At 71.6% G+C, this 15,825-nt stretch carries 17 protein-coding genes and 1 pseudogene; 7 read left to right on the forward strand and 11 right to left on the reverse strand.

The window, feature by feature from the left end; translation table 11 throughout:
- Window positions 1–2: 2 nt before the first annotated feature.
- From iaaH to R0232_RS13145, 3 genes are read right to left on the reverse strand one after another with little or no spacing between them, the layout of a single operon-like run.
- Window positions 3–1,481: an indoleacetamide hydrolase gene (gene iaaH / locus R0232_RS13135; RefSeq protein WP_431512376.1), complete on the reverse strand. Its 1,479-nt coding sequence runs from the start codon at window positions 1,479–1,481 to the stop codon at window positions 3–5.
- Between the two features lie 27 nt (window positions 1,482–1,508).
- Complete coding sequence (locus R0232_RS13140) at window positions 1,509–2,348, reverse strand: alpha/beta hydrolase (protein WP_431512377.1); 840 nt, start codon at window positions 2,346–2,348, stop codon at window positions 1,509–1,511.
- 45 nt (window positions 2,349–2,393) lie between these two features.
- Window positions 2,394–3,074 (reverse strand): NIPSNAP family protein, encoded by a 681-nt coding sequence (locus tag R0232_RS13145; protein WP_431512378.1) that lies wholly within the window; start codon window positions 3,072–3,074, stop codon window positions 2,394–2,396.
- Between the two features lie 182 nt (window positions 3,075–3,256).
- On the opposite strand from R0232_RS13145, the gene R0232_RS13150 reads away from it, so the two are divergent.
- From R0232_RS13150 to R0232_RS13160, 3 genes and pseudogenes are all read left to right on the forward strand, one after another.
- Window positions 3,257–4,042: an IclR family transcriptional regulator gene (locus tag R0232_RS13150; RefSeq protein WP_431512379.1), complete on the forward strand. Its 786-nt coding sequence runs from the start codon at window positions 3,257–3,259 to the stop codon at window positions 4,040–4,042.
- Between the two features lie 7 nt (window positions 4,043–4,049).
- Complete coding sequence (locus R0232_RS13155) at window positions 4,050–5,024, forward strand: Bug family tripartite tricarboxylate transporter substrate binding protein (protein WP_208509831.1); 975 nt, start codon at window positions 4,050–4,052, stop codon at window positions 5,022–5,024.
- 59 nt (window positions 5,025–5,083) lie between these two features.
- Window positions 5,084–5,716 (forward strand): annotated as a pseudogene (locus R0232_RS13160) (FABP family protein); the annotation flags it as partial.
- A gap of 134 nt (window positions 5,717–5,850) precedes the next feature.
- Here R0232_RS13160 and R0232_RS13165 read toward each other — a convergent pair.
- From R0232_RS13165 to R0232_RS13195, 7 genes are all read right to left on the reverse strand, one after another.
- Window positions 5,851–6,267 carry a GFA family protein gene (locus R0232_RS13165; RefSeq protein ID WP_398496652.1) on the reverse strand — a complete coding sequence of 139 codons (417 nt, stop codon included), beginning with the start codon at window positions 6,265–6,267 and terminating at the stop codon, window positions 5,851–5,853.
- Between the two features lie 23 nt (window positions 6,268–6,290).
- Window positions 6,291–6,755, reverse strand: coding sequence for an SRPBCC family protein (locus tag R0232_RS13170; protein WP_208509834.1), 465 nt, complete (start codon window positions 6,753–6,755; stop codon window positions 6,291–6,293).
- A 2-nt stretch (window positions 6,756–6,757) separates the two neighbouring features.
- Window positions 6,758–7,072, reverse strand: coding sequence for an ArsR/SmtB family transcription factor (locus R0232_RS13175; RefSeq protein WP_431512380.1), 315 nt, complete (start codon window positions 7,070–7,072; stop codon window positions 6,758–6,760).
- Window positions 7,073–7,162: 90 nt separating this feature from the next.
- Window positions 7,163–8,308: an aromatic ring-hydroxylating oxygenase subunit alpha gene (locus R0232_RS13180; RefSeq protein WP_431512381.1), complete on the reverse strand. Its 1,146-nt coding sequence runs from the start codon at window positions 8,306–8,308 to the stop codon at window positions 7,163–7,165.
- Window positions 8,309–8,381: 73 nt separating this feature from the next.
- Window positions 8,382–9,095, reverse strand: coding sequence for a nitroreductase (locus R0232_RS13185; protein ID WP_431512382.1), 714 nt, complete (start codon window positions 9,093–9,095; stop codon window positions 8,382–8,384).
- 3 nt (window positions 9,096–9,098) lie between these two features.
- Window positions 9,099–9,641: a DUF4863 family protein gene (locus tag R0232_RS13190; RefSeq protein ID WP_431512383.1), complete on the reverse strand. Its 543-nt coding sequence runs from the start codon at window positions 9,639–9,641 to the stop codon at window positions 9,099–9,101.
- Between the two features lie 25 nt (window positions 9,642–9,666).
- Window positions 9,667–10,653: a tripartite tricarboxylate transporter substrate-binding protein gene (locus R0232_RS13195; RefSeq protein WP_431512384.1), complete on the reverse strand. Its 987-nt coding sequence runs from the start codon at window positions 10,651–10,653 to the stop codon at window positions 9,667–9,669.
- Between the two features lie 112 nt (window positions 10,654–10,765).
- Here R0232_RS13195 and R0232_RS13200 point away from each other — a divergent pair, with 112 nt between their 5' ends.
- Window positions 10,766–11,743: a LysR substrate-binding domain-containing protein gene (locus R0232_RS13200; protein WP_209540799.1), complete on the forward strand. Its 978-nt coding sequence runs from the start codon at window positions 10,766–10,768 to the stop codon at window positions 11,741–11,743.
- Here R0232_RS13200 and R0232_RS13205 read toward each other — a convergent pair whose 3' ends face one another.
- On the reverse strand, window positions 11,744–12,688 hold the full coding sequence (locus R0232_RS13205) for a LysR family transcriptional regulator (protein ID WP_431512385.1): 945 nt from the start codon (window positions 12,686–12,688) through the stop codon (window positions 11,744–11,746).
- A 101-nt stretch (window positions 12,689–12,789) separates the two neighbouring features.
- Between R0232_RS13205 and R0232_RS13210 the strand changes: the two genes are divergently transcribed.
- The 3 genes from R0232_RS13210 (at window position 12,790) to R0232_RS13220 (ending at window position 15,691) form a co-directional block, all read left to right on the forward strand.
- Complete coding sequence (locus R0232_RS13210; protein WP_431512386.1) at window positions 12,790–14,181, forward strand: acyclic terpene utilization AtuA family protein; 1,392 nt, start codon at window positions 12,790–12,792, stop codon at window positions 14,179–14,181.
- A 136-nt stretch (window positions 14,182–14,317) separates the two neighbouring features.
- Window positions 14,318–14,668, forward strand: a complete 351-nt coding sequence (locus tag R0232_RS13215; protein WP_296775390.1) for an AtuA-related protein — start codon at window positions 14,318–14,320, stop codon at window positions 14,666–14,668.
- A 57-nt stretch (window positions 14,669–14,725) separates the two neighbouring features.
- Complete coding sequence (locus R0232_RS13220) at window positions 14,726–15,691, forward strand: Bug family tripartite tricarboxylate transporter substrate binding protein (protein WP_431512387.1); 966 nt, start codon at window positions 14,726–14,728, stop codon at window positions 15,689–15,691.
- Window positions 15,692–15,825 lie beyond the last annotated feature (134 nt).

Below are 15,825 nucleotides of genomic sequence, written 5' to 3' on the forward strand. Positions count from 1 at the left end.
TTTCATTGCTTGGGAGCCGGCAGCGCCGGGAAGATCGTTTCCATGCCCATCGCGATCGCGAGCAGCGCGCGGTCGCTGTTCCACAGGCCGTCGATGGCCAGGCCGATCGGCAGGCCCTCGTCGGACAGCGCGATCGGCACCGTGACGCCCGGCAGCACGGCCGTGCTGGTGGGGCCGGTGTTGGCGATGTAGGCGGCCAGCGTGCTGGTGGTGCGGCCGTTGATCGTCACGCTCATCTCGGTGCCGCGGATCGGCAGCGCCGGCGCCAGCGTCACGGGGTAGAGCAGGGCGTCGAGCCGGTTGCTCTCGAACGCGCCGCGCAGCAGCGCCTGCAGCTTCGGCCGCTCGACCTTGAGCGCGGTCTCGTAGGCCTCGCGCGTCGGCGCGCTGGCCGACACGATGCGGTTGCGAAAGCCCGCTGCCACGTCGGGGCTCGCGATGTCGGCCACCAGCCGGTCGAGGCTCACGCCGGTCTTGTACTTCGCGAGAAAGGCGGCGATGCCCACGCGCGCCTCGTAGTCGGTGACCGGCGCGACCCTGGCCGCGACCTCGCGCAGCAGCGGGATCTCGATCTCGACGATCTGCGCGCCCGCGCCCTTGAGCTTGTCGAGCGCGGCGTCGAAGGCGCGTCGCGTCGCCTCGTCGGCGTTGTCGTAGAAGGCCGCGCGCGCCACGCCCAGGCGCAGGCCGGCGGGCGGCTTCGGCTGCACCTCGCCGCGGCTGCCCGAGAGGATTTCGTCGAGCAGCGCCAGGTCGGCCACGCTGCGTGCCAGCGGGCCGATGGTGTCGCGCGCGGTCGAGACCGGCAGCACGCCTTCGCCCGAATAGCGGCCCGCGGTCGGCCGCAGCCCCACGATGCCGTTGAGCGCGGCCGGGATGCGCACCGAGCCGCCGGTGTCGGTGCCGAGCGCGGCCGGCACGATGCGCGCGCCCACGGCCGCGCCCGAGCCGCCGCTGGAGCCGCCGGCGAAGCGGCTCGGGTCGTAGGCATTGCCCACCGCGCCATAGGCGAAGTTGTTGCCGGTGGCGCCGAAGGCCAGCTCGTGCAGGTTGAGCTTGCCGATCACGATCGCGCCCTCGGCGCGCAGCCGCGCCACGGCCGGCGCGTCCTGCGTCGCCACATAGCCCTGCAGCGCGCGCGTGCCGCCGGTGAAGGGCAGGCCCTTGACGAGGATGTTGTCCTTGATCGCGACCGGCACGCCATGCAGCCGCCCGAGCCTGCGGCCCTGCGCCACGGCGCGGTCGGCCTCGGCGCAGGCGCGGCGCGCGCCGACGCGGTCGATGGTGATGAAGGCGTGCAGGTCCTGGTGCAGGTCGGCCGCGTGCAGCGAGCGCTCGACCAGTTCGCAGCTGGTGGTGGTTTTCTCGCGGATCGCGGTGGCGGCCTCGAGCAGCGTGGGCATGGGCGCGGGCTGCGCGTGCGCGGCGCCGGCCAGCGCCAGGCAGGCGATCGCGGCGGCGGGTTGGGGAAGGAACTTCATGGGAGCAAGAGAAGGAGGTGAGGGGAATCAGGCATGCGCATCGAGCAGCCGCGCGATCGTGTCGGCGTGGTCGACCATCGCGTCGTGGCCGCCCTGCACCTCGACGAAGGTCCAGGCCGGGTCGTTGCGCAGCCGCGCCTTGTGCGCGTCGAACACCGGCATGGCGGGCGCCGAGGCCGCGATGTAGAGCCGCTTGCGCGCCGCCGCGCCGGGCGCGGCGCGCAGCGAGATCGGCTGCAGGTAGGTGCCGTTCGGGTGGTCGGTCAGGCGCGCGTCGACCCAGGCGATGTCGGCCGGATTGCCGAGGCCGAAGGCCTTGGCCGGCAGCTTGGGCCAGCGCGGATTGCCCGCGCGGTACGCGGCCTGCAGCTCGGCCTTGCCGGTGGCGTCGAGGTAGTCGAGCATGCGTTCGCCGTTGTGCGGCGCGAAGGCATCGAGGTACGCCATCGTGTCGATGCGGCGCTCGGCCGCGAGCCGGTCGAGCGCGCCCGTGATCGGGTAGCCGCCATAGCTGTGGCCCACCAGCACCACCTGGCGCAGGTCCTGGCTGCGGATGAAGCCGGTCACGTCGGCGATGTGGGTCTCGAGGTCGATCGCGGTCGAGATCTCGCCGATGCGTTCGCCGACGCCCGCGAGCGTGAGCACGCGCACCTCGTGGCCCCGGGCGCGCAGCAGCGGGGTCAGCCGCTCCCACGACCAGGCGCCGTGCCAGGCACCGTGCACCAGCACGAAGGTCTTGCCCGAGGGGCGCGGTGCCGGCGCGGCGCTGCTGCAGCCGGGCAGGGCGGTCGCGGCCGCCGAGGCGACCGTGGCCGCCGCCGCGGCACCGAGCGCGCCGCTGCTTTCGAGGAATCGTCTGCGTTCCATTGGGTTGTCTCCAGGTTCGAAGGTCATGAAAAAAGAAAAGGGGATTCAGCGCAGCGGCGACCAGTCGGCCGGCCGCAGCACCAGGCCGGTGTGCGTGCGTTCGTATTGCCGCGCGGCGCGCGCCCAGTCGGCCCAGCCGGGCACCGCATCGGGCCGCGCCTGCAACGCCGCGAGCGCGGCGAAGTCGTCGAAGGCCCACAGCACCAGCGCCTCGCTGCCGTTGCGCAGCGCGGTCTCGTAGGCGCCGAACAGGCGCGGCGCGCCCGGGCCCTCGATGCGCGCGGCGGCCTCGCCGAGCCGCGCGAGGTAGTCGGATGCGCCGCCGGCCTCGAGGCCGATGGTCTGCTGCAGCACCACCGGCGCGCGCACGCCCTCGGCCAGCAGCCGCGCGCGGTCGATGCTGTAGTCGGCCGCCACCAGCACGCGGTCGAAGCCGCCCGTGCGCTCGCCGTAGAAGCGCTCGAGCGGCTCGTGGAACAGGTCGGGAGTGGCATCGAAGTGGCGCCCGAAGCCCTCCCAGCCGCCCTGCATCTCCCAGAAGGTCACGATCTCGGGCCAGCGGCCCGTGAGGAACACCGGCACCCAGGCCGCCATGCAGCCGTTGCTGGCCGAGCCGCGCGCATTGCCCTCGGTGCGCACCAGGCGGCCCAGGGTCTCGAGGTAGCGGGTGTGGGCGCCGGGCTGGCGCACGGGGTCGAGGATCTCGTGGAAATAGAGGCGCTGCATAAGACGGCGAGGTGTTTCGATGCTTGAACGCGAGGTGGCCTGGAATCGGTGTTTGTTCATGTATATGAACTGTTCCAGAATATAAACACGCAAGTCGCGGCTGTCAAACACCCGGCGCATCGATCGATGGGACGCGGGCCGCGCGCTTCCTAGAATCGGCGCACCTCACAGCACAGGCACCCATGGACGCAGCAGACAGCAAGCCCCCCGAATCGGCCGCCGTGAAGTCGGCGGACCGGGTGCTCGACATCCTCCAGCTCCTCGCGCGCCAGGGCGGGGCGCTGACCCATCACGAGATCGGCATCGCGCTCGGCATTCCCAAGAGCAGCCTCACGCACCTGCTGCGCAACCTGGTGGCGCGCGAGTTCCTCGGCTTCGACGGCGCGCAGAGCACCTATGCGCTGGGCCCGGCCGTGTTCGAGCTGGTGCGCGGCAGCGGCCTGCGCGAACGGCTGATGGCGCAGGCGCGGCCCATCGTCGACTGGCTCGCGCGCACCGCGGGTGAGGCCACCTCGTTCTCGGTGCTGCGCGGCGACGAGGTCGAGCGCGCCTGCGTGGCCGAGTCGCGCGCGCCGCTGTCCTACCGCATGGCGGTGGGCGACAGCTTCCCGCTCTACTCGACCTCGGCCGGCAAGGCGATCCTCGCGGCCATGCCCGCGGCGCGGCGCCAGGCCTACCTCAAGAACGTGCGGCTGCAGGCCCAGACGCCCGCCACCGCCACCACGCTCGCGGTGCTCAAGCGCCAGCTCGACGAGGTCGGCGAAAGCGGCATCGCCTATTCGCGCGGCGAGCACACGCCGGGCGTGGTGGGCATCGCCATCGCCATCGATTCGGGCGACCCGGCCGCGCCCGCGGCCTTCAACATCGTGGTGCCCGACGTGCGCTACACGCCGGAGTTCGATGCGCGCTGCGTCGAGCTGCTGGGGCAGGCGCGCGAGCGCTTCCACGCGGCGTCGCCCGCGCGTTGAGACTGCCATGGCCCGCTTGCTCCACCGCCTCGCCGCGCTGCTGTGCGCCTGCACGCTGTCGCTGGGCGCGCAGGCCCAGGACTGGCCCGTGAAGCCCGTGCGCATCGTCGTGCCCGCGCCCGCGGGCAGCTCGCTCGACCTCATTGCGCGCACCCTGGCCGACCGCCTGCGCACCGTGTGGAAGCAGCCGGTGGTGGTCGAGACCAAGGCCGGCGCGGGCGGGCTGATCGGCATGGACGCGGTGGCGAAGGCGCCGCCCGACGGCCATGTGCTGGGCATCGGCTTCAATGGCCCGATCGCCTTCGGCCCCTACATGTACGCGCGCATGCCGTACGCACCGGCGCGCGACCTGCTGCCGATCGTGCTGACCACCTCGCAGCCCAACGTGCTCGCGGTGCAGGCCAGCAACCCGGCGAACACGCTGCCCGAGTTCATCGCCTGGGTGAAGGGGCAGCGCGACCGCTTCAGCTATGCCTCGGTGGGCGCGGGCAGTTCCTCGCACCTCACGATGGAGCTGCTGCGCAGCGTCACGCACATCGAGGCGGTGCACGTGCCCTACGCGGGTTCGCCGCCGGCCGGGCTCTCGCTGGCCTCGGGCGACACGCAGGCGCTGTTCACCGTGGCGCCCGCGCTGCTGCCGCTGATCCAGGGCCAGCGCGTGAAGCTGATCGCGATCACCAGTGCGCAGCGCTTCGAGCTCATGAAGGAGTTGCCGACGGTCGCCGAGTCGGGCTACCCGGGCTTCGAGTCGCTGGCCTGGAACGGCCTGTTCGCGCCCGCCGGCACGCCGGGCGAGGTGGTGCGCCGCATCAATGCCGACGTCAACGCCGTGCTGCGCGATCCCGCCGTGCGCGAGCTGCTCGCCAACCAGGGGCTGGCCGTGGGTGGCGGCTCGCCCGAGGAATTCAGGGCCTTCATCGACAGCGAAGGCCGCAAATGGGGCGCGATCATCGCCAAGGTCGGCATCCGGCTCGACCAATGATGGCGGCCCCCGATCCGTTTCCCCACCGCATCACGAACAACGAACAAGAGGAGTGCCCCATGGCCGATTTTCCGCAGGACATCTACACCGAACCCGAGCCCGATCCGCACACGCTCGCCAACCTCGGCCCGCTGACCGGCCTGGCCGGCATCTGGATGGGCACCATGGGCCACGACGTGAGCCCGAAGGAGGACGGCCCCGAGGCCGAGGCCTTCATCGAGCATGCCGAGTTCCAGCCGATCGACGCGCAGACCAACGGCCCGCAGATCTTCTACGGCCTGCGCTACCACCTGCGCATCGTGAAGCCCGACGATGTCGAGACCTTCCACGACCAGGTCGGCTACTGGCTCTGGGAGCCGGCCACCGGCGCGCTGGTGCAGACGCTGTCGATCCCGCGCGGCCTCACGGCCATGGCCACCGGCCAGGCCGCGCCCGATGCGCGCAGCTTCCGCCTCGAGGCCGTGCGCGGCGGCGACACCAACGGCATCGTCGCCAATCCCTTCCTCGAGCATGCGTTCAAGACCCTGCGCTACACCATCGACGTGACGATCCACGACGACGGCAGCTGGTCGTACGAGCAGACCACGCTGCTCGACGTGCGCGGCAAGCCCGAGCCCTTTGCGCACACCGACCGCAACACGCTGCGCAAGATCGGCGACCCGACGCCGAACCCGACCGCGCAGGCGGCGCTGGCCGAGGCCGCGGGATCGGTGGCTTCGGCGGTCGCTGCTGCCGAAGCAGGGGACACGATGATTCCGATTCCGCCCGCCGACGACAGCGTGAAGCCCGCGGTGCCGGGCGTGCCCGACGCGCTGGCCTGATTCGGCTAGGCCGTCGGCATCCGCTCGAAGGCCTGCAGCGCGGGATCGAGCGCATCCCACGCCAGCCCGCGCACGCGGTACGTGAGCACCTGCGGCGCGAAGCGTTCGGGTTCGTCGAGGCTGCCCGCATGCACCGCGATCAGCTCGGGCATGCCCGAGAAACGCACGAACAGCGGCGTGCCGCAGACCGGGCAGAAGGCATGGCGCTTCTGCTGGCCGCTGTCGGCCGCGATCGCCCATTCGCTGGCCGCGCCGGTGATCGCCATGTCGGCGCGCGCCGGAAAGGTCAGGTACGAGCCATGCCCGGTGCCGCTGCGCCGCCGGCAGTCGCTGCACTGGCAATGGTTCTGGAAGATCGGCGCATGCGGCGTGCTGTAGCGGATCGCGCCGCAGGCGCAACCGCCGGTGTAGGGCTGGGTCATGGCGTTTCTCCGGGTGCGCGGCCTCAGGCCGCCTTGGGCTTCGCGAAGACGTCGATGCCCTCGCCGGTCTCGAGCAGCGACTTGAGGCTCGACAGCACGATCGGCCAGCCCTGCTGGATGCCCTTGGCCATGCCGCTGCCGGCCTCGAGCTCGTCGTGCGTGACGGTGAGCCGCACCATGTCCTCGTACGGCACGATGTCGAAGGCCACGCGGCTGTAGGCCTGGGGATCGGCCGCCTGCGAGGCGCCGGCCCAGGTGATGACCAGCCGCGTCGGCGGCGCGATCTCGACCACCTGGCCCACCAGCTCGACCGGGCGCTCGTCGTTGGCGCGTACGTGCTGCCACGGCGAGCCGGGTTTCCAGTCGGAGACGTTCTCGTGGCCCCAGTAGCGCCGCGCGATCTCGGGCCGGGTGATGGCCTCGAACACCTTCTCGGGCGTCGAGCGGATGTAGGTCACGTAGACATAGCTGATCTTCTCTGGCTTCATCGTCACTCTCCTTCGAGTTCCTTCTTGAGGTCGTGCAGCAGCGTGAGCCGCTGATGTTCGAACTTGCGCACCCAACGCTCGTAGACCTCGTGCAGCGGCACCGGGTTGATGAAGTGCAGCTTCTCGCGGCCGCGCCAGACCGTGGTCACCAGGTTGGCCGCCTCGAGCAGCCCGATGTGCTGCGTGACCGATTGCCGCGCCATGTCCAGGTGCTCGCAGAGCTCGCCGAGCGTCTGCCCGTTGTGGTCGTGCAGCAGATCGAGCAGCTTCCTGCGGGTCGGGTCGCCCAGTGCCTTGAAAACCTTGTCAGCGTCCATTCGTCGTTGTTCGTGCGTGAGCGGATGATATGCAGGCAAATACCTGCATGTCAAGCCGACCCATGCCGCGACGATGGCCGAGGGGTTGTCTCAGGCGATCGCCGCTTCCACGTCCGCGTGGAACTTCGCCGAGCAGCACTCGGTCGCGCCGAGGTACAGCGAGGACTGCGCGCCGCTCGCGAGCGTGGACTGCACCGACACGCCGAGCGCGAAGTCCTCGGCCAGCGCGCCCCAGTACGAGTCGAGGTTGCGGCGCCAGTGCCGCTGCGCCTTCTCGTTCGCGGGCGGCTCGGGGATCAGCATGGTCGCGATCACGCGCGAGCGCTCGGGGGCCTCGGGCAGCACGGTGAAGGCGTTCGCATGGTCGCCCTCGTGCAGGATGAAGGTGGCCGGAAAGAAGTAGTAGATGACGTTCGAATGCGGCCCGAGCTGCCACTGGTCCTCGGGCAGCTCGCTCAGCCGCTCGATGCCGCGCTTGGGCAGGAAGAGGCGCTGGTGCGCGCCCTCGTGGTCGGCGATCAGCAGGTTGTCGTGGAACATCTGCGCGATGCTGTCGCGGTGCGCGTACTGGAAGTGGTAGGTCTCGAGGTTGGCCTCGAACGGGATCTTCCAGTTGGCGGCGTTCGCGAACTCGCGCTGGTCGAACGGCACCCAGCGGTCGTAGCCCCAGTGGCGCAGGTCGGCGCCGAAGCGGCCGAGCCAGCCTTGCATGTCGATGCGCGCATCGTCCTCGCCATCGGCCACGCGCGGAATCGCCCAGACGAAGCCCAGCGCCTCGGCCACCGGCACGCGCGCGAGCTGGCAGTCGGCGGCCGGCGCATGCGGAAAGTCGGCCTCGCCGGGCCGCCCGCGCAGGCTGCCGTCGAGCCCGTAGGTCCAGCTGTGGTACGGGCACACGAACACGCGCTGGTTCGACGCGCCGGCCGGCCGCAGCCGCGCGCCGCGATGGCGACAGGCGTTGACGAAGCCGCGCAGCTCGCCCTCGCGCGTGCGCACCAGCAGCAGCGGCATGCCGGCCGCGTCGATGGCCAGCGTGTCGCCGGGCCGCGCGAGCGCGGCCGAGGGGCACAGCGCCAGCGGATGGCGGCGGAAGATGCGCTCGACCTCGCGCGCATGGCGCTCGGGGTCGAGGTAGCGCGACACCGGGCTCAGCGAGGGTTCGCCGCGCTCGCTGCCGCCGCTGGCGATCAATGCCAGCGCGCGCCGGATCAGCGCCTTCTGTTCGTCATGCTGCATGCGCCTGTGCCATCGATGCGGCCTCCACGGGTGGGGGCTTCATTGTGGCCAGCGGTGGGCGGTTCGGCTTGTCTCAACTGGTCGAGGCTTCGTCGAATCCCTCGAAGCGCGCGAAGTCCTCGACCGCGCGCCGCGGCATCGCCATCCGGTTGACCTCGGCCGACGGATCGCCCCAGCCCATCGACATGCCGCAGGCCGTGACCTCCTCGGGAGGCATGCCCAGCCGCGCGGCGATCAGCGCATGGAAGGGCGCGAACGAGACCTGCGGGCAGGTGTCGATGCCGCGCGCCTTGGCCGCGATCATCACGTTCTGCACGAACAGGCCAAGGTCGAGCCAGCTGTGGCGCGCGAGCCGCGCATCGATGCCGAAGATCAGCCCGACCGGCGCGCCGAAGAAGCCGTAGTTGCGCCGCGTCTGCCGCGCGCGGGCCGCGGCGTCCGCGCGGTCGATGCCCAGCGCGCCGTAGTAGCACGCCGCGAAGGCCGACTGGTGATCGCAGAAGGGGCCGGGCAGCGGATCGGGAAAGTGCGCGGGCGCCTCGAAATCGCCCGCCACGAAGGCCGCGTCGAGCGCATCGCCGAGTGCCTTCAGCGGCGCGCCGGCGAGCACGTGCACGCGCCAGGGCTGGGTGTTCGAATTGCTCGGCGCCGTGGCCGCCACCTGCAGGATCTCGCGCACCAGCGCCTGCGGCAGCGGCCGTGGCGAATAGGCGCGCACCGAGCGGCGCGCGCGCAGCACCGCGTCGACATGGCGTGCGCTGGCGGTGGGAGCGTCGGCCCGCTGCATCGCTCAGTCCCGTGGCGCCGGGTGGTAGGCGATGCGCCCCGCCGGCAGGAAGAACAGCGCGATCACCGCGCCGCCGCGCGCCTCGGGGTAGTGGTGGCTGCCCGGCGCGGGCGCGGTCCAGCCGGCTTCGCACCAGCCGTTGGGTCCGTTGAGCGCGGCGCCGTCGTCGAGCGGCACCACCATGTTGAACTCGCCGTAGGGATGGGCGTGGTACTGGCCGCGGTAGGCGTGGCCGGGGTTGCCCTGCGTGTTGCCGGTGCTGTCCATGTAGACGGCCGTGATGCTGAAGCCCAAGGTGCGCTCCGAGGGCTCGGCGATGCGACTGCGGCGGTAGACCGGGCCGTCGAGCTCGACATTGGCGGCCCAGCCGTCGCGCACGCCTTGCCTCACCAGCCGCGCGAGCGACCGGTAGAGCGCGCTGTCGGGGCCATGGGTGCGGTTGAGCCACTGCTCGACCTCGGTGCCCGTGGTCATGTCCTTGATCTCCTCGAGGAAGGGAAGGCTTCGCTCGATCAGTGCCTCGCGGTCGGTGTGTGTCGTGCTCATGTCTTTGCTCGTGGGGTTGGAGGGTTCATTCATCCGAGCGGAAGCCCGAGGCCCGCACCACGGGTCCCCAGGCTTCGCGCTCGCGCCGGATCTGGCGTGCGTAGTCGTCGGGCGCCAGCGTGTGGACCTCGAGCCCGACCTGGTCGAAGGCCGCGCGCAGGCCCGGGTCCTTGCTGGCCACGACCATCGCCTCGTGCAGCGCGCGCACGCCGGCCTCGGGCGTGCCGGGCGGCGCGAACACGCCGTAGTTCTCGGCGCCGCGGATCTGCGCGAAGCCCTGCTCGGCGAAGGTGGGCACGGCCGGCATGAAGCGCGAGCGCTGCTCGCCGCTCACGGCGAGGATGCGCAGCTTGCCCTGCTGCAGGTAGGGCAGGAAGTCGGCCACGAAGCCGAGGTAGGCCGGGATCTGGCCGCCCAGCAGGTCCTGCATCGCCGGCGCCGAGCCGCGGTAGCCCACGTGCTGCAGCTTGAGCCCGCCGGCCTCCGACAGCTGCCAGCCGAGGAAGTGCGCCACCGATCCCGCGGCCGGCGAGGCGTAGCTGGCACCCGTGGGCGTGGCGCGCACCCACGCCACGTAGTCCTGCAGTGTCTTCACCGAGGCCGGCACCGCTGCGCTCACCGCGAGCGCGCAGGTCGCGATCACCAGCGGCGAGACCGGCACGAAGTCGGTGGCCGGGTCGTAGGCCAGCTTGCTGTAGACATGCGGGTAGATCGTGAGCGCCGAGGCCTGCGTGCACAGCAGCACGCTCGCATCGGGCTTCTCGCGCTTGAGCTGGCCACTCGCGATGCGCCCGGCCGCGCCTGCGCGGTTGTCGACGATGTAGTGCCGGCCCTGCTTGCGCCAGGCCTCGGCGAGCTGCCGCGCCGTGGTGTCGAGCGTGCCGCCGGCCGGGTAGCCGACCAGCAGCTTGCCCGGGCTGCCCTGCGACTGCGCGAAGGCGCGCGGCAGCCAGCCGGCGGCCGGAAGGGCGAGCGCGGCCTGCGTGAAGCGGCGGCGTGTGAGTGCGTTCATGGCGGGCCTCGTGGTGTGAAGTGGCTGAATGATCGGCCGGCCCCGAATTGAATGGAACTGGCGCTTTTGCAAGCGCAAAATGCACGGCATTCAACTCACGAAGAAGCGCGCCATGAGCATCGGACGCATGGACCTCAACCTGCTGAAGGTCTTCGACGCGGTCTTCGAGGACCGCAATCTGATCCTGGCCGGCCGCCGGCTCAACCTCAGCCAGTCGGCCGTGAGCCATGCGCTCACGCGGCTGCGCGAGCTGGTGGGCGACGAACTGTTCGTGCGCACCGGCAAGGGCATGCAGCCCACCGGCCGCGCGAGCGCGATGGCGCCCGCGCTGCGCGATGCGCTGCGCCGCATCGAGGCCACGCTCGGCGTCGAGCCCTTCGAGCCCGCGCTGTCGTCGCGCCGCTTCACGATCGCGGCCAACGACCACATCACGGCGGTCATCGTCGCCGGCCTCACGCGCGCGCTGCAGCAGGCCGCGCCCGGGGTCGACCTGGTGATCCGGCCGTCGACCCGGCTCGACCTCGCCGAGCAGATCGACCTGGGCCGCATCGACCTCGCGATCGGCACCTTCTCGCAGGTGCCGGCGCGGCTCAATGCGCGCACGCTGCTGTCGCAGGGCGAGGTGATCCTGATGCGAAAGGGCCATCCGGCGGCCAGGCGCAAGCTCGCGGTGCGCGACCTCGCGAAGTACGCGCTGGTCACCACCTCGCTCGGCGGGCAGGAGGAGGGCGCCGTCGACGGCTTCATCCTCGAGCGCGGCCTCGCGCGCCAGTCCGAGATGTTCGACCGCTCCGCGCTCGCCGAGGCCCTGGCCGCGATCGGCCAGGCGCCGCGCCTGCGCGTGACCGTGCCGCATTCGCTGGCCATTCCCGCGCTGCTGCGCGAGAGCGACATGCTGTCGATCGTGCCGGCCTCGCTCGGCGCCTACCTCGCGCGCGCCGGCGAACTGCTGCAGCGCCAGCCGCCGTACCGCGCCGCCACCGTGGTCACGCGCGCGGTCTGGCACGGGCGCAACGACCACGACGCCGCGCATGCCTGGCTGCGCGAGATGGTGGCCGCGGCGGCCAGGGCGGCCGGCGGCGAGGGCTGATCAGAAGTCGTCGAGCTTGAGCTTGCCCAGCCGCGCCACGATCAGGTCGTGCAGCGTCTGCGCCGCCACCGACAGGCTGCCCTCGCTGCGCTGCACCAGGTAGACCGTGCGCGTGAGCGCGGGCAGCGGCAGCGGCCGCGTCACCAGCGTCTCGCGCCGGAAGTGGAACAGCGTGAGCGCCGGCACCACGCTGATGCCGAGCCCGGCCTCGACCAGCCCCATCACCGTGGCCAGGTGCTCGACCTCGAACACCGCGTTGAGCCGCAGCGGATGCAGCGCCACGTCGAGCGCCTGCCGCACGCTGCTGTTGCGCGCCATCTGGATGAAGGGCCAGGGCGCGAGCTTCTTGGCCGTGAGCCGGGTCTCGCGCGCGAGCGGATGGTCGGTGCGGCACACCAGGTGGAAGCGGTCGGCGCACAGCCGCTGGCCGCGCAGGTCGCTGTAGGCCGCCTCGCCCGCGCCCGAGGCCGCGAGCGCAAAGTCGGCCTGGCCGCTGCGCACCAGCGCGATGCAGGCGTCGGACAGCGCATCGTCGAGATCGATGCGGATGCCGGGCCAGGCCTGCATGAACTCGGCGAACACGCTCGGCAGCCAGCCCGCGGCCAGCGAGGGCAGGGCGGCCACGCGCACCCGGCCCTTGCGGCGCTCCACGTGGTCGGCCAGGTCGGCCATGGCGCCGCCCATGTCGTCGAGCAGCCGGCGCGCCGAGCCCTCGAACAGCCGCCCCTCGGGCGTGAGCTGCACGCTGCGCGTGTCGCGGTCGAACAGCCGCGTGCCCACCGCGTCCTCGAGCGTGCGGATCAGCGCGCTGAAGGCCGGTTGCGACAGGTGGCTGGCCTGCGCCGCGCGCGTGAAGCTGCGCAGCTCGGCCAGCGCGAGGAAGGCGCGCAACTGGCGGGTCGAGAGATCGGGTGTCTTGCGCGCGGTGGCGCTGCTGGTGCTCATCGCTTGTCTCCGGGGCTCGGCCGTTGTTATTCGAAATCCAGATCAATCGATCTGAACTTTCGATTTTACGGATCAGGTACGGGTGCCTACAGTCGCCGGCCATGGACTCCCCCGCATCGCCGCCCCTCCTGATCGGATGCGCCGCCGGTTTCTCCGGCGACCGCACCGACGCCGCCGGACCGGTGGTCGACACCCTGATCGCGCGCCTGCGCCACGGCCCCGCCGGGCAGCGCGCCTTCCTGATCTTCGAGACGCTGGCCGAGCGCACCCTCGCGCTGGCCCAGCTGCGCCGCCGTGCCGACCCCGAGGCCGGCTACGAACCGCTGCTCGACGCCATGCTGCGCCCCGTGCTCGCGCGCTGCCTCGCCCACGGCATCCGCATCGTCAGCAACTTCGGCGCCGCCAACCCGCGCGCCGCCGCGCGCCACATCGCGCGCATGGCCCGCGAGCTCGGCGCGCCGGTGCCGCGCATCGCGGTGGTGGAGGGCGACGACCTCTCGGGCCCGGCCCACCGCGCGCTGCTGCGCGAGGCGCTCGGCGCCGCGATGGACGGGCTGCAGGTGGTCAGCGCCAATGCCTACATCGGCGCCGAGCCGATCGCCGCCGCACTCGACGCGGGCGCGCAGGTGGTGGTGTGCGGCCGCGTGGCCGATCCCTCGCTGACCGTCGGCCCCGTGCTGTCGCACTTCGGCTGGCGCGCCGACGACTGGCACCGGCTCGGCCGCGCGACCATGGCCGGGCACCTGCTCGAATGCGGCGCGCAGGTCTGCGGCGGCTATTTCGCCGACCCCGGCTACAAGGACGTGCCGGGCCTCGCGGCCGTGGGCTTTCCCATTGCCGAGATCGATGCCGATGGCCACTGCACCATCGGCAAGGCCGACGGCACCGGTGGCCTCGTGAGCGAGGCCACGGTGAAGGAGCAGCTGCTCTACGAGGTGCACGACCCCGCCGCCTACCTCACGCCCGACGTGGTGGCCGACATCGCCGAGGCCGAGGTGCATGCGCTGCCCGGGCCCGACCGCGTGGCATTCTCGGGCGTGCGCGGCCATGCGCGGCCCGCGCACTACAAGGTCAACGTCTGCCACGAGGGCGGCTGGCTCGCCGAGGGCGAGATCTCCTATGCCGGCCCGCGTGCCGAGGCACGGGCACGGCTCGCGGCGCAGGTGCTGCGCGAACGGCTCGAGGGGCTCGCGCTGCGCGTGGACCTGATCGGCGCGCTGAGCATCTTCGGCGACGACGCCGGCCAGGCGCTCGCGGCCACGCCCGACAGCGGATTGCGCGACGTGCGGCTGCGCGTGGCCGCCACCCATGCCGAGCGCGCGCAGGCCGAGCGGCTGGCACGCGAGGTCACGGCCCTCTACACCTGCGGGCCCGCGGGCGGCGGCGGCGTGCGCACCGCGCTCACGCCGCGGCTCAACACCATCTCGTGCCTGCTGCCGCGCGAGGCGGTGCCGGTGCGCTTCGAGCTGCTCGATGAAGGAGAGGGCGCATGAGCAAGCCCGTGTCTTTCTCCCTCCCCCTCTGGGGGAGGGCCGGGGTGGGGGCACCGGGCCTTCGCGACCGCCGTTGCCTCTCCACCGCCCGCTGCCCCCATCCCGACCTTCCCCCAGAGGGGGAAGGAGCCAAGCCATGAACCTCGAAGTCCCTCTTTACCGCGCCGCCCACGGCCGCACCGGCGACAAGGGCGATCGCTCGAACATCAGCGTCATCGCCTGGCATCCCGCGCTCTATCCCGTGCTCGCCGAGCAGCTCACGCCCGAGCGCGTGGCCGAGCAGTTCCGCCACCGCGCGCCCTCGCAGGTGCAGCGCTTCCTGCTGCCGAAGCTGCACGCCATGAACTTCGTGCTCGACGCCGTGCTCGACGGCGGCGTCAACGATGCGCTCAACCTCGACACCCACGGCAAGGCGCTCTCGTTCCTGCTGCTCGACATGCCCGTGCGCGTGCCGAGCGAGCTTGCGCACCATCTGGCCGGCCCCTGAGCGCCGAAGCAACCCTTCACCGAATTTCCAACCATCGATCCCGGAGACAACAAGACCATGAACCGACGTTCCCTCACCCTGCTCGGCGCCGCGCTGGCCCTGGCCCCGCTGCTGGGCCAGGCGCAGTCCTTCCCCGAGAAGCCGATCACCTTCGTCGTGCCCTTCGCGGCCGGCACCGCCACCGACCAGATCGCGCGTGCCCTCGGCAACGTCATCACGGCCGAGACCAAACAGGCCGTCGTCATCGACAACCGTGCCGGCGCCAGCGGCTTCATCGCCTCGCAGTTCGTCGCCAAGGCGCCGGCCGACGGCTACACCGTGCTCATCACCACCAACACCACGCACGCGGCCAACGAGCATCTCTACAAGAAGCTGCCCTACGACCCGGTGAAGGACTTCGCGCCCGTCGCCGGCCTGGGCAAGGGCGGGCAGATCATGGTGGTGAACCCGTCCTCGAACGTGAAGAGCGTGGCCGACTTCATCGCGCTCGCGAAGAAGGAGCCGGGCAAGCTGAGCTTCGGCAGCGGCAGTTCGTCGAGCCGCATGGCCGGCGAGTTGCTGCAGCAGATGGCCGACATCAAGCTGCTGCACGTGCCCTACAAGAGCAACACCCTGGCCGTGACCGACCTGCTCGGCGGCCAGATCGACATGATGATCACCGACACCGCCACCGGCCTGCCGCAGGTCAAGGGCGGCAAGCTGCGCGCGCTCGGCATGTCGAGCGCCAGCCGCTCGCCGCTCGCGCCCGACGTGCCCACCATCGCCGAGGCCGGCGTCAAGGGCTACGAGATGGGCTACTGGTTCGCCGCCTACGCGCCCGCGAAGACCCCGCCGGCCGTGGTCAAGCGCCTCAACGAACTGCTGGTGAAGGCCGCGAAGAGCGACAGCGCGAAAACCACCTTCTACGAGCCGAGCGGCACCGAGGTCTTCACCACCTCGCCCGAGGAACTGGCGAAGTTCCAGGCCGGTGAATCGCAGAAGTGGGGCCGCATCGTGAAGGCGGCCGGCATCGAGGCCGAGTAAACGAGTTCCAGGGCCGGGGTTTTCTTCCCCGGCTCCACGACACCCGCCGACCGGCTTGCCGGCCGCGCGGCGGCGGCGCGCATCGTGCCGCACACAGGCGCCCGGCGCCGATACATCACAACCACAGGAGACAG

The sequence above is a fragment of the Variovorax sp. DAIF25 genome (genome assembly GCF_050711835.1).
Taxonomy (GTDB): Bacteria; Pseudomonadota; Gammaproteobacteria; order Burkholderiales; family Burkholderiaceae_C; genus Variovorax.